We start from the raw sequence: 15123 nt of genomic DNA, 5'->3' as shown, positions 1-15123 counted from the left end.
CGACAGAAAACAGAAGTACCGGCAGGAACCAGTGGGATCAGAAGGGGCAGGGGACCGACAGTGGCTGCACACGTGGCGGACGGCATGGCGGAGCCGGAGACGGCGCAGGACGAGCCGATCGCGATCATCGGCATGGCGTGCCGCTTCCCCGAGGCCCCCGCGCCGGGCGACTACTGGCACCTGCTGCACGACGGCCGCTCGGCCATCAGCCGCTCGTCCGAGACCGGCAGGTACGAGGGGACGCTGCCCGACCGGGACCGGTTCGACGCCGGCTTCTTCGGCATCTCGCCGCGTGAGGCGAACGCCATGGACCCGCAGCAGCGGCTGGCGCTGGAACTGAGCTGGGAGGCCCTCGAGTCGGCGGGACTGCTCCCCGGCGAGCTGCCCGGCGGCGACACCGGCATCTTCCTCGGTGTCTCGGCCAACGACTACGCCGGTGTCGTCCGGCGCGAAGGCGCGGCGCCGCTCTCGCACCACGCCATGGCGGGGACCCACCGCAGCGTCATCGCCAACCGCGTCTCGTACGCACTCGACCTGCGCGGTCCGAGCCTCACCGTCGACGCGGGCCAGGCCTCGTCCCTGGTGGCCGTGCACCTGGCCTGCGCCAGTCTGCGGGGCGACGAGTCGTCCCTGGCCCTGGCCGGCGGTGTGCAGCTGAACCTGACCGAGGACGGCGCGGAACTGGCGCAGGCCTTCGGCGGGCTGTCCCCGGACGGCAGCAGCCGTGCCTTCGACGCGCGCGCCAACGGGTTCGTACGGGGCGAGGGCGCCGGCCTCGTCGTGCTCAAGCCGCTGGCCCGGGCGCTGGCCGACGGCGACCGCGTGCACGCGGTGATCAGGGGCAGCGCCGTCAACCACGGCGGCAGCGGCGCGGGACTGACCGTGCCCAGCGCGGCGGCGCAGGCCGACGCCCTGCGCGCGGCCCACCGCCAGGCCCGGATCACCCCCGAAGACGTGCAGTACGTCGAACTTCACGGCACCGGCACGAAGGTGGGCGACCCGATCGAGGCGGACGCCCTCGGCACGGTGTTCGGCGCACGACGAAACGGCCGCGATCCGCTCCGGGTGGGCTCGGTCAAGACCAACATCGGCCATCTGGAGGCGGCGGCGGGCATCGCCGGCCTGCTCAAGGTCACCCTGGCGCTGGCCCACGGCGTCATCCCCGCGAGCCTCAACTTCGAGTCGGCCAACCCCGAGATCGACCTCGACGCGCTCGGCCTGCGCGTGCAGACGCGGGCCGAGCAGTGGCCTGCGCACGAGGGAACGGAGCGGGTGGCCGGGGTCTCCTCCTTCAGCATGGGAGGCACCAACTGCCACGTCGTCCTGTCGGCGGTGCCCGATGTGTCCGCCGCTCCGACCGCTCCGGACCGGCCGGCCGGTGACACCGTCGCGCAGCTCCCGGCGTCCATGCCGTGGGTGCTCTCGGGACGCAGCGCACAGGCCCTGCGGGACCAGGCCCGGAAGCTGCGGGACCACGTGACGGCGAACCCCGCCGACCGGATCGAGGACCTCGGCTACTCACTGGCCACCACCCGAACCGCCTTCGCCCACCGGGCGGTTGTCGTCGCGGCGGCCCGTGAGGACTTCGTGGCGGCTCTCGAGGCCCTGACCCTCGGCAGGGCGACGGACGCGGTCACCACCGGCAGTGTCACGGAGCCGAGGGAGCCGCTGACCCTCGTGTTCCCGGATACGGCCGACGCGTGCCTTGACGCCGGGCGTGCACTGCTGCCCCGCTCGGCCGAGTTCGAGGCGGCCCTCGCCGCGTACGACGAGGTGTTCGCGCCCCACGGCACGCGGTCCGTCACCGAGGTACTGCGCGGCACTGAGGCCGCCACCCCCGGAACGGATGCCTCCACGGCGTGCGTGTTCGCGGTCACGCTCGCACTCGCGGCGCTCTGGCGTGCGTACGGGGTCCGGCCGGACGCGGTGAGTGTCCCGGCGGGTCCGGGCACGGTGGCCGCAGCGGTCGTCCAGGGCCTGCTGACGCCGGAGGAGGGCGCTCGCCTCGTCGCCGCGGGCGAAGTGGCCCCCGAGTGCGCCGGTTTCGCCGCCCCTGCCGCCGCCGACGCCCTGTGGCTGGACGCCACGGGACGGCTCGGCGTGCGTACGCCGGAAACGGGATCCTGGAGCACGCCGAACGGTTCGCCGTCCGAGCCGGACCTCGTCGCGGCCCTCGGGCAGTTGTACGTGCGGGGCGTGCGGGTCGACTGGAGCCCCGTTTTCGCCGGCACCCGGCCCACGGTCGTCGACCTGCCCTCGTACGCCTTCCAGCGGGAGTCGTACTGGTGGCCCGAGGCCGGCACGGAAGCGGTCGGCGGCCCGGTGTCCGGGCCCACGCCCCGCTCGGGGATCTCTGCCGAGGAGACCGTCTTCTCGGTGGTCCGCGAGGTGCTGGGCGGCGGCGCGTTCGACGGCGGAGCGGCGTTCAGGGACGCGGGCTTCGATTCGTTGATGCTGGCCGAACTGCGGGACCGGCTGTCCGAGGTGACCGGCCTGGACATTCCGTCGACAGCGGTGTTCGACCACCCCACCCCACTGGCCCTCGGTGATTTCCTGGCCACTCTTCAGGAGGGCTCCACCGACACCGCTCCCGTGCGGACCGTCGAAAAGACGTCACGCGAATCCACCTCCGGTGATCCTGTGGTGATTGTGGGGATGGCTTGTCGTTTTCCTGGTGGGGTGGTTTCGCCGGAGGGTTTGTGGGATGTGGTGGTGTCGGGTGGGGATGTGGTGTCTGGTTTTCCGGTGGATCGGGGGTGGGGTGCTGGGGTGTTGTCGGGTGAGGTGTGCGGGGTGCGGGAGGGGGGTTTTGTCGAGGGTGTGGGTTTGTTCGATGCGGGGTTTTTTGGTGTGTCGCCTCGGGAGGCGGCGGGGATGGATCCTGCGCAGCGGTTGTTGTTGGAGGTGTCGTGGGAGGTGTTGGAGCGGGCTGGGGTGGCGCCGGGTTCGTTGCGTGGGCGTGGTGGGGTGGGGGTTTTTGTCGGGGGGATGGGGTATGAGTACGGGCCGCGTTTGTGGGAGGGGGGTGGGGGGTCGGCTGGTTATTTGCTGACGGGTTCTGCCGGGGGGATGTTGTCGGGTCGTTTGGCGTATGTGTTGGGGGTGGAGGGTCCTGCGTTGACGGTGGATACGGCGTGTTCGTCGTCGTTGGTTGCTCTGCATTTGGCTGTGGGTTCTTTGCGGTCGGGTGAGTGTGATGTGGCGTTGGTGGGTGGGGCGACGGTGATGGGGACGCCGGGTGCTTTTGTGGAGTTTTCTCGGCAGGGTGGGTTGTCGGGGGACGGGCGGTGTCGTTCGTTTTCTTCGGATGCTTCGGGGACGGGGTGGTCCGAGGGTGTGGGGATGTTGTTGGTGGAGCGGTTGTCGGTGGCGCGGCGGTTGGGGCATCGGGTGTTGGCGGTGGTGGCGGGGAGTGGGGTGAATTCGGATGGTGCGTCGAATGGGTTGACGGCGCCGTCGGGTGTGGCGCAGCAGCGGGTGATTCGTCGGGCGTTGGCGGATGCGGGGGTGTCGGCGTCGGAGGTGGATGTGGTGGAGGGGCATGGGACGGGGACGGTGTTGGGGGATCCGGTGGAGGCGGGGGCGTTGGTGAGTGTGTTCGGTGGGGGGCGGCCGGTGGGGCGGCCGTTGTGGTTGGGGTCGTTGAAGTCGAATATCGGGCATGCGCAGGCGGCTGCGGGTGTGGGTGGTGTGATCAAGATGGTGGAGGCGTTGCGGCATGGGGTGTTGCCGCGGACGTTGCATGTGGCGGAGCCGGTGGGTGGGGTGGAGTGGGGTTCGGTGCGGTTGTTGACGCGGGAGGTCGCGTGGGAGGCGGTGGAGGGCAGGCCGCGGCGGGCGGGGGTGTCCTCGTTCGGGATCTCGGGGACCAACGCGCACGTCATCCTCGAAGAACCCCCTGAGTTCAGCGACTCCGGGACGGGGACCGGGGGAGTGGACGGGACGGCCGGGCACCCGGCGTCGATCCTCCGGGACCCGCAGGCCGCCTCCGGCCTCCCGGGCGCCCGGTCCGACGGCGCCGGCGCCGACCGGAGCGGCCCTGCCGATGAGGCCACCGGGCCCGTGGCGCTGCCGCTGGTGCTGTCCGCGAAGACGCCGACGGCCCTGCGCGCGCAGGCCCGCCGCCTCCGTGACTTCCTCTCCGGCGGCGCTGAGCACCGGCCCGCGCACGACGGCCCGGTCGACCCGTCCGCCGTCGCGTACACCGCCGCCTGCATCCAGTCCGGGTTCGACCACCGCGCCGCCGTGCTGCCCGGCGCGGACGGCGACTACCGAGGGGCACTGGACGCTCTGGCCGCCGGGCTGTCCGACCCCCTGCTCTCGACCGGCAGCGTGAGCGGGCGCGCCCGGGCCGTGTTCGCCTTCGGTGCCGGTGCGGCCGGTGGTGGAGGACCGGACTTCACAGCCGCGGCACGGGAGTTGCTGGCCGCGTCCCCCGCGTTCGCCGAGCACGTACACGAGTGCGCCGCCGCCCTGGCGGTCCATCTCGGCCGTCATGTGGGGGAGCTGACCCCCGCCGACCCCCCGGAGGCCGTGGCGTTCGTGGTGGGCGCCGCCCTCGCGCGGCTGTGGGAGCAGTGCGGTGTGCGGCCCGACGCGGCACTCGGGCAAGGGGTGGGAGAGATCGTCGCGGCCCACGTCACCGGGGCGCTGACGCTGGACGAGGCGGCACGCCTCTGCGCGGCCGGCATGCGCAAGGGCTCCGACGAGGAACTGCGCGCGGTCATGGCCGGAGTGACCCCGCGCCGTACGACGACCGACTTCTGCTCGTCGCGAACCGGCATGCCGCTCGACGTCGAACGGGAGCTGACCGCCGAGTACTGGCTGCGCGCCGTACGGGAACCCGCCGACCTCGACGCGGCGCTGCGCCACCTGGCGGACCGCGGCCGTCGCACCCTCGTAGCGATGCCGGCCGCCTCTGCGCTCGGGGCGACACCGCACAGCCGGGGCACCGGTCACCCGGACGCGGCCGACCACACGGACGCGCCCGGCCATCCGCGCGTACCCGGCCGGGCCGAGGCAGCCGACCACCCGAACGCAACCGGCCACCCGTGGCCACTGGACGCGCTCCGCCCCGGCGGCGACGGCACCGGCGGGCTCCTGCCGGCGCTGGCCGCCGCCTACGCCCGCGGCCTGCCGGTGGACTGGCAGGCCGTCATCCCCAGGCGGCCCCTGGCCGTCCTGCCGACCTACCCGTTCGAGAGGCGGCGGTACTGGCTGAACGCCGACGCGCCGCGCCCGCCGCACAGCGGGGAGCACGCGCTGCTCGACACCGCCGTCACCCTCGCGGACCGCGACGCGCGGGCGCTCACCGGCACCCTGTCCACCCTCACGCACCCCTGGCTGGCCGACCACAGGATCGACGGGCACACCGTGCTGCCGGGAACGGCCCTGGTCGAGCTGGCCGCGCACATCGCCGCGCTCGACGGCGCCGCGACGGTCACCGAACTGACCCAGGAGGCACCGGTCCGCCTCCCCGACGACGGCAGGACGGTCGAGGTCCAGTTCGTCGTCGGCGCGGTCGGCGAGACAGGGGAACGGCCCTTCACCGTGTACGCGCGTCCCGGCCGTGCCCAGGAGTCGGCGCGGGCCGCCGAGGAGAGCCGGGCCGCCGACTGGACCCGCCACGCCACCGGGATCCTCGCGGCGCGCGCTCCCCGGACACCGGCGGACTTCGACCAGGCGGCCTGGCCGCCGCAAGGCGCGGAACCCGTGGAACTGAGCGGCATGTACGAGGAGCTGGCCGAGGCCGGATACGCGTACGGCCCCACCTTCCGTGGCCTCGAGGCCGCCTGGCGGCTGGGCGAGGACCTGTGCCTCGACGTACGACTGCCCGTCGGAACCGACACGTCCGGGTACGGCCTGCACCCGGCGCTGCTGGACGCGGCGCTGCACGCGACCGTACGGCAGGGCGCGGCCGACGGACGCGTACGGCTGCCCTTCTCGTGGAGCGGCGTGCGGGTGTACGGCGGTGGCGCGACGGAGCTGCGCGTACGGGTGTCACCTGTCGGTCCGGACGCGGTGGCGCTGCGGATCACGGACCGGCACGGCACGCCGATGGCCGCCGTGGACGCGCTGGTGCTGCGGGCCGCTTCGGACGGTCCCGCGGACGATGGACTCTTTCACGTGACGTGGCGCCCGCTGGCCGACGACACCCTGCCGGAACCGGCCTCCGACGCCGACGCGTGCTGGGTGCTCGGGTCCGCCCCGGGTTCGGGCCTCACCGCCGTTCTCGACATGGCGGACGCGGGCGCGCGTCTCGACGCCGGCGCCCCGCCGCCCGCCGCCGTGCTGGTGCCCTGCCTGCCGTCGGCCGCCGGGGGCGGGGAGGCCCGCGTGTCCGACGGCGTGCGCCGCGCGGCCCGCGCGACGCTGGCGCTGCTCCAGAGCTGGCTGGACGACGGCCGACTCGCCGACACCCGGCTGGTGTTCGTGACCCGGGGGGCGGTGCGCACGGGCGCGGGACCCGACGAGGCACCGGTGGATCTGGCCCACGCACCCCTGTGGGGGCTGGTCCGCACCGCCCGATCGGAGCATCCGGACCGCTTCGTCCTCCTCGACGTCGACGGGGACCTCGACGAGACCCGTCTGACGCGCGAGGTGCTGACCGCCGTGGCGGCCGGCGAAGCACCCGAACTCGCCCTGCGCGACGGCGCGCTGCTCGTACCCGGGCTGTCGCCCGTACCCCGGCCGACGCCCGTGCCCCGGCCGACCGGGGCACCGGGCCCCGTCGAGGTCGCCGCCCCGCCGGCGCGTCCGCACGGCACCGTCCTGGTGACCGGGGGCACAGGTGCGCTCGGCGCGCGCATCGCCCGGCACCTGGTGGCCCGCCACGGCGTACGGCACCTGCTGCTGACCAGCCGCAGCGGCACCCGTGCCGCGGGAGCGGACGACCTGGCACGGGAGCTGCGGGGCATGGGCGCCCAGGTGCGGATCGCCGCCTGTGACTGCGCCGACCGGGAGGCGCTCGCCGCGGTGCTCGAAGCCGTCCCCGCCGACCACCCGCTGACCGGCATCGTCCACGCCGCGGGCGTCGTCCAGGACGCGACCATCCGCGCGCTGACGTCCGAGCAACTCGACGCCGTGCTCGGTCCGAAGGCCGAGGCCGCCTGGAACCTGCACGAGCTGACCCGCTCCGCCCCGCTCGCCTTCTTCGACCTCTTCTCCTCCGCCACCGGCACGCTCGGCGCCGCCGGACAGGGGAACTACACCCTGGCCAACACCTTCCTCGACGCCCTGGCCCAGCACCGCGCCGACCTCGGGCTCCCGGCGCGCTCGCTGGCGTGGGGCCTGTGGGACCTTCCGGACGGGATGGCGGGACGGCTGACGGCGCACGACGTCGAACGCCTCGGACGCCGCACCGGGCTGCGGCCGCTCGACGCGGCCCGCGGTCTGCGCATGTACGACGCCGCCCGCGCCATCGACCCGCCGGCCGTGGTGGCGGCGGCTCTCGACCCGGAGTCCGTGCGGGCGTTCGTCCCGGCCGCGGCTCCCGCCGCCGCCTCTACCACCCCCACCGCCGCCGCTGACCGGGCGGGAACCCCGTGGGCACGACGGCTGGCCGAGCTGCCGGAGGGCGAACGGACGCAGGAGAGCCGTCGCCTCGTCATGTCGATCGCGGGCGAGGTGCTGGGCGGGAGCGGCTTCGACGGCGGGCTCGCGTTCCGGGACGCCGGGTTCGATTCGCTGCTGGCGGTGGAACTGCGCAACCGGCTCTGTGAAGTGACGGGACTGAGGCTGCCGCCGACCGTGGTGTTCGACCACCCGACACCGCTCGCCCTGGGAACGTTCCTGGGCTCATTGCTCGCGGATCCGCCTTCCGAGGCCCCGGCGGCCGGAAAAACGGTTCCGGCTCTTTCGCCGGCGCGCCCGGCAACCGGGGATTCGGCGTCCTCCGGTGATCCTGTGGTGATTGTGGGGATGGCTTGTCGTTTTCCTGGTGGGGTGGTTTCGCCGGAGGGTTTGTGGGATGTGGTGGTGTCGGGTGGGGATGTGGTGTCTGGTTTTCCGGTGGATCGGGGGTGGGGTGCTGGGGTGTTGTCGGGTGAGGTGTGCGGGGTGCGGGAGGGGGGTTTTGTCGAGGGTGTGGGTTTGTTCGATGCGGGGTTTTTTGGTGTGTCGCCTCGGGAGGCGGCGGGGATGGATCCTGCGCAGCGGTTGTTGTTGGAGGTGTCGTGGGAGGTGTTGGAGCGGGCTGGGGTGGCGCCGGGTTCGTTGCGTGGGCGTGGTGGGGTGGGGGTTTTTGTCGGGGGGATGGGGTATGAGTACGGGCCGCGTTTGTGGGAGGGGGGTGGGGGGTCGGCTGGTTATTTGCTGACGGGTTCTGCCGGGGGGATGTTGTCGGGTCGTTTGGCGTATGTGTTGGGGGTGGAGGGTCCTGCGTTGACGGTGGATACGGCGTGTTCGTCGTCGTTGGTTGCTCTGCATTTGGCTGTGGGTTCTTTGCGGTCGGGTGAGTGTGATGTGGCGTTGGTGGGTGGGGCGACGGTGATGGGGACGCCGGGTGCTTTTGTGGAGTTTTCTCGGCAGGGTGGGTTGTCGGGGGACGGGCGGTGTCGTTCGTTTTCTTCGGATGCTTCGGGGACGGGGTGGTCCGAGGGTGTGGGGATGTTGTTGGTGGAGCGGTTGTCGGTGGCGCGGCGGTTGGGGCATCGGGTGTTGGCGGTGGTGGCGGGGAGTGGGGTGAATTCGGATGGTGCGTCGAATGGGTTGACGGCGCCGTCGGGTGTGGCGCAGCAGCGGGTGATTCGTCGGGCGTTGGCGGATGCGGGGGTGTCGGCGTCGGAGGTGGATGTGGTGGAGGGGCATGGGACGGGGACGGTGTTGGGGGATCCGGTGGAGGCGGGGGCGTTGGTGAGTGTGTTCGGTGGGGGGCGGCCGGTGGGGCGGCCGTTGTGGTTGGGGTCGTTGAAGTCGAATATCGGGCATGCGCAGGCGGCTGCGGGTGTGGGTGGTGTGATCAAGATGGTGGAGGCGTTGCGGCATGGGGTGTTGCCGCGGACGTTGCATGTGGCGGAGCCGGTGGGTGGGGTGGAGTGGGGTTCGGTGCGGTTGTTGACGCGGGAGGTCGCGTGGGAGGCGGTGGAGGGCAGGCCGCGGCGGGCGGGGGTGTCCTCGTTCGGGATCTCGGGGACCAACGCGCACGTCATCCTCGAAGAACCCCCTGCCGATACGTCGGCTCCCGCGGGCAGGGACGTACGGAACGCCCCCGCGGGCCCGGACGTACGTGACCCCTCCTCAGCCGGCCACCGAGGTGGCGCGCTGCCGCTGGTGCTGTCCGCGAAGACACCGACGGCCCTGCGCACCCAGGCCCGCCGCCTCCATGACCTGCTGAGCGGGCCGTCCGGGTCGCAGCACCTGCCGGAGGACGCCCCGACCGCCCACGATCTCGCGGCGGTCACCTACACCACCGCCCGGGTCCAGTCCGGCTTCGGCCACCGCGCGGCGATCGTCCACGAGGACGTAACCGCTCTCCTCGACGGGCTCGCCGCCCTGGCCGAGGACCGCCCGGCAGCCCCTCTGACACGAGGCGTGGCAGGCCCCGCGGACGGACGCCGGGTCCTCATGTTCGCCGGTCAGGGCACCCAGCGGCCCGGTATGGGCAAGCAGCTGCACCAGCGGTTCCCGGCGTACGCGGAGGCCTTCGACGAGGCGTGTGCCGCCTTCGATCCGCACCTGGAACGGCCGCTGGCCTCCGTCGTCCTCGCGGAGCACGCGACCCCCGAGGCGGCGGCACTGCACCGGACCGCCTTCACCCAGCCCGCGCTCTTCGCCACCGAGTACGCACTGTCCGAGCTGCTGCGGTCCTGGGGCGTGCGGCCGGACATCGTGCTGGGACACTCCGTCGGTGAACTGGTAGCCGCGCATGTCGCGGGCGTCCTTTCCCTGGCGGACGCCGCCGAACTCGTCGCGGCGCGAGGCCGGCTGATGCAGTCGCTGCCGTCGGGCGGCGCGATGGTCGCGGTACGGGCGGGCCTCGCGGACGTCGAACCGCTGCTCGCCGGCCTGGAAGACAAGGTGGGAATCGCCGCCGTCAACGGCAGCCGGGCGGTTGTGGTCTCCGGCGCGAGCGACGCGGTGTCGACCGTGGTCACCCAGGTGAAGGCCGCCGGGCACCGGGCCACGGCACTCACGGTCAGCCACGCCTTCCACTCACCCCTCATGACGCCGATCCTCGCCGAGTTCCGGGAGATCGCGGCGAGGCTGACGTACCGGCGGCCGGTCCTGCCGCTCGTCTCGAACGTGACCGGCCGCATGGCGAAAGCGGCGGAGCTCATGTCGCCCGACTACTGGGCGGACCACATACGGCGCCCGGTCCGCTTCGCCGACGGGATCGCCACCGCCCGTGCGGAAGGCGGGCGGCACTTCGTGGACATCGGCCCCGACGGCACGCTGTCGTCCATGGCGTCGGCGATCCTCACCGGCCTCGCCGAGGACCCCGAGCGGGACGAGGCGCACGGCCCTGCCGTCGTGGTGCCGCTGCTGCGCGGTGCCCGCGACGAGGCGCGGACGGCGGCGGACGGGCTCGCGGCCGGTTTCACCTCCGGCCTCGACGTGGACTGGCCGGCCGTGGCCGCCGCCTGGGGCGGCGAACTGACCACCCTGCCGACCTACCCCTTCGAACGCCGGCGGTACTGGCTCAACCCGACGGAGCCGGCGGGAGCGGGCGCTCCGCGCGCCACGGACCACCCCGTGCTGGACCGGCCGCTGGACCTGCCGGACAGCCGTGAACTGGTGTGGTCCGGGCGGCTGGACCCGGCCGAACTCCCCTGGCTGGCCGATCATTCGGTGGCCGGCCAGGCCCTGGTGCCGGGCGCCGTGCTCGCCGAACTGGCCTGCCGGGTGGCGCGCGAGGCGGGGTGCGCCCGAGTGGAGGAACTGGTCCTCGCCAGCCCCCTCGTCGTGCCCGACCGGGCGGCGCTCGAACTCCGCGTGGTGGCACGTGCCGCGGACGGCTCCGGACGTCGGCCCTTCACCGTCCACGCGCGCACGTCCGCCGACCCCGACCCCGAATGGCGGCCCACGGCCACCGGCGTGCTGGCCGGCGCCCCGGACGGCTCCGCCGCCCCGGTCCCGCCGGTGACCTGGCCGCCGTCCGACGCCGAACCCCTGCCGCTGCACCAGGAGGGCGACTACGCCCGCCTCGCCGCCCGAGGCCTCGCGTACGGGCCGGCCTTCCGGGGACTGCGCGGCCTGTGGCGCACGGCCGACGGCATCTGCGCCGAACTCGCACCGCCGGTGCCCATCGCCGCGCAGACCACGCTCTTCGGCCTGCACCCCGCTCTGCTGGACGCCGCCCTGCACCCGATCGAACTCTTCGGCCTCGCGGGCGGGACCTCCGCGTCCGGCGTCCGCGCCCCCGGTGTCCGTGTCCCCTTCACCTGGCGCGACATGACCCACCACGCACGCCCGAGCACCCCTCGCGTGAGGGTTCGGCTGACGGCCGTGCGCCGGGACGAGGTCGCGTTGGAGCTGTCCGACACGGACGGCAACCCGGTCCTGTCGGTCGGAGGCCTGTCCCTGCGCTCACCGTCGACGGCGGACGACAGCCGGCTGCGACGCCTGAGCTGGACGACGGCCCACCGACGCCCCGGGGACGAAACCGGGGAACGGGCCGACGGCTCCGAGCGGCCCGGCCGGCTCGCGCTGATCCTTCCCGGCGGCGCCACCATCCGTGAGCCTCACGACGCCTTGCCCACCCTGGACGCCGAGCGCTGTGCCGACGTCGCCGAACTGGTCCGACGCGCACCCGGAGGAGTACCCGGCACGGTGGTGATCCCCTGCCCGGCGGGCACGATGGACGAGGTCCGCGAGGTGACCACCAGGGTGCTGGCCGTCGTACAGGAGGTACTGGCCGAACCGGCGCTCGCCCGGTGCGGTATCGCCCTGGTGACGAGCGGAGCGGTCGGCACCGCTGACGACGACCCGGCGACGGACGCCGCGGCCGCCGCCGTATGGGGGCTCGGCCGGTGTGCGCAGCAGGAGGAGCCGGGACGGATCCAGCTGGTGGACGTCGACGCGGGCGAGGTGTCGGCGGAGTCGCTCGCCCGGGCCCTCCGGTCCGGCCTCCCCCAGGTCGCCCTCAGGAAGGGCGAGTGGCTCACCCCGGAGCTGACCCCCACCACCGGCAGGCTGCTCGACGCGCCGTCCGGTGACGGAAGCTGGCGGCTGGACTTCGTCGGACGCGGGACCCCCGACGACCTGGCCCTCGTGGAGTGGCCGGACGCCGACGCGCCCCTCGGCGAGGGACGGGTGCGCGTGGCGCTGCACGCGGCCGGGGTCAACTTCCGCGATGTGCTGCTCACGCTGGGCGTCGTCGAGCCGGGGGCCGGCGTGCCCGAGGGCGAGGGGCGGCAGAGCGTGGAGGGCGCGGGCGTGGTCGTCGAGGTCGGCCCCGGAGCGGGCCGACTGCGTCCGGGGGACCGGGTGATGGGCCTCTTCGACGGGATCGGACCGGTCTCGGTCACCGACGAGCGGCTGCTCGCCCCCGTCCCGGCGCACTGGTCGTTCGCCGAGGCGGCCGCCGTGCCGGTGGCGTTCCTCACCGCGTACTACGGCCTCGTCGAGCTCGGCCGGCTCCGGGGCGGAGAACGCGTGCTCATCCACACGGCGACCGGCGCGGTCGGCTTCGCGGCCCGCCAACTCGCCCTGCACGCGGGGGCGGAGGTCTTCGCCACCGCGAGCCCGGCGAAGTGGCCCGTACTGCGGGACGCGGGCATCGGCTCCGACCGCATCGCCTCTTCCCGCGACGACGCCTTCGAGGCGTCCTTCCGTACCGCGTCCGACGGGGCGGGCATGGACGTGGTGCTCAACTCGCTCGCCGGGCCGCTCACCGACGCGTCCCTGCGGCTCCTCTCGCCGGGCGGCCGGTTCCTGGAGATGGGCAAGACGGACCCCCGCGACCCCGAGGAGGTGGCCGCCGCGTACGACGGCGCCGCGTACACCGTCTTCGACATCCGGCAGGCGGGGCCCGAGGGCATTCAGCGGATGCTGGCCGGCCTCCTGCCGCTCTTCGAGGACGGCACGCTGACGCCTCCACCGCTCACCCTGCGCCACGTGCGCGACGCACCGGCCGCTTACCGGTACGTCGCCGAAGCACGGCACGTGGGCAAAGTGGTCCTCACCGTCCGGGACTTCGACACCGACCGCGCGGTGCTGATCACCGGCGGTCTCGGAACCCTGGGCGCGCTCGTCGCCCGACATCTCGTGACGCGGCACGGGGTACGGGACCTCGTACTGATCGGCCGACGCGGCGAGGCGACCCCCGGCAGCGCCGAACTGGCCGAAGAGCTGCGCGGATCGGGGGCCCGCGTCACCGTCGCCGCGTGCGACGCGGGCGACCGGGAAGCCCTGGCGGCGCTCCTGGGCGAGCTGTCCGGGCGCGGCATCCGCATCGGATCGGTGGTGCACGCGGCGGGCATGACGCGGGACGCGGCGATCGGCTCGCTGACCTCGGACGCGATGGCCCAAGTACTCCGGGCCAAGGCGGTCGCCGCCCTGAACCTGCACGAACTGACCGCGTCCCTCGGCCTCTCGTCCTTCGTCCTGTTCTCCTCGGTGGCCGGAGTGACCGGCTCGGCCGGACAGGGCAACTACGCCGCGGCCAACGCCTTCCTGGACGCGCTGGCCGAGCACCGCCGCGCCCGGTCACTGCCCGCGCTGTCCATCGCCTGGGGGCTGTGGGAGCCGGCGAGCGGCATCACCGGGCGGCTGCGCGCCGAGGACCACGACCGGCTCGCCCGTCACGGCATCCGCGCGCTGTCCGCGGACCGGGGGCTGGCCCTCTTCGACGAGGCCGTCGCCACCGCGGCACCGGTCGCGGTCGCGGCCCGCCTCACCACGCCCCCGCCCGCCGCCCGGCCGGACACCGCCGCGCCGGCGAACGGGAGCACCACCGCGGCGACGAACGGGAGCACCACCGCGGCGACGAACGGCGCTGGGCCCGCCGGGCCGCCCGAGGCCGTCCGCCGCAGGTCGCTGCTCGAACTGGTGCGGGCGGAAGCCGCCTCGGTACTCGGACACGACTCACCGGAGGCCGTCGCGCCCGAAGCGCTCTTCCCCCAGCTCGGCTTCGACTCGCTCGGAGCGATCGAACTGCGCAACCGCATCGTCGCCGCGACCGGCGTCCCGCTGCTGTCCACCCTCATCTACGATTTCCCGTCCCCGAAGGCATTGGCGGGCCATCTGCGGGAGCAATACCCGGACTGGCCCGACGGCGACCGCCCCCCTCACGGAAAGGGAAGCGCGAACGGAATCGGGGAGCGCAAGGGAACGGAAAATGACGGGGGTGCGGGAATCGACGACGGAAAGGGAATCGGCGACATGCGGAGGTCGGGCCATGAGCACTGACGCGGGCGGCTGGACGATGTCCTTCAATCCGGGCCGGGACGCACGGTTCCGCCTGGTCTGCTTTCCGCACGCGGGCGGCTCCGCCGGCTCCTTCTTCCCGCTGGCGCGCGCCGCGCCGCCCGGCCTGGAGGTGGTCGGCGTCCAGTACCCGGGACGTCAGTGGCGCCGTACGGAACCTGCCGTCACCGACATCCGCGGCCTGGCACGCGGGGCGGCGGACGCGCTGCTGGCCGAGCGGGATCTGCCGACGGCCGTCCTCGGCCACAGCATGGGCGCGCTGGTCGCCTTCGAGACAGTACGGCTGGTGCAGCGGGAGCGGCCGGGAGCCGTCGGGCACCTCTTCGCCTCCGGCAGTCGCGCGCCGTCCCGCCCGCGCGAGGAGGATCAGCGGGCGCGGTGGACCGACGAGCGGATCATCGCCGAACTGGGCGTCCTGGGCGGCACCGGCGACCGGCTGATCTCCGACAGGGAGGCGCTGCGGCAGGCGCTGCCGGCGCTGCGCGACGACTACCGCGCGCTGGCCGCCTACCGGCCCGCTCCCGGCGCGCGCGTCACGGTGCCGCTCACCGTGCTCGTGGGGCGCGAGGACCCGAAAGCGGGGCCGGAGCACGCCGTGGACTGGCAGCCGCACACCGGCGCGGACTTCGCCTTCAGGGTCTTTCCCGGCGGTCACTTCTTTCTCGATGAGAACGCCGCGGAACTGCTGGACCTCGTGCAGTGCAGCCTTGTTATGCCACAGCACCCGTGAGAGTCTTTCGGGCGCCGTCCAAAAGA

2 protein-coding genes are annotated in these 15123 nt (G+C 73.7%); both read left to right on the top strand.

Features of this window, described 5'->3' with window-relative positions; translation table 11 throughout:
• The first annotated feature begins 84 nt into the window (after window positions 1-84).
• Window positions 85-14349, top strand: coding sequence for an SDR family NAD(P)-dependent oxidoreductase (locus tag ACP4IX_RS21905; protein ID WP_426556464.1), 14265 nt, complete (start codon window positions 85-87; stop codon window positions 14347-14349).
• Window positions 14339-15097 (top strand): thioesterase II family protein, encoded by a 759-nt coding sequence (locus ACP4IX_RS21900; RefSeq protein ID WP_426556436.1) that lies wholly within the window; start codon window positions 14339-14341, stop codon window positions 15095-15097. Before ACP4IX_RS21905 ends, ACP4IX_RS21900 begins: the two co-directional genes overlap by 11 nt.
• The last annotated feature ends 26 nt before the right edge of the window (window positions 15098-15123 follow it).

Source organism: Streptomyces sp. WG5, from assembly GCF_049974565.1.
Classification (GTDB): Bacteria; Actinomycetota; Actinomycetes; order Streptomycetales; family Streptomycetaceae; genus Streptomyces.
Note: the sequence above shows the minus strand (reverse complement) of the source record. Positions and strands in the feature narration are given on the sequence as shown.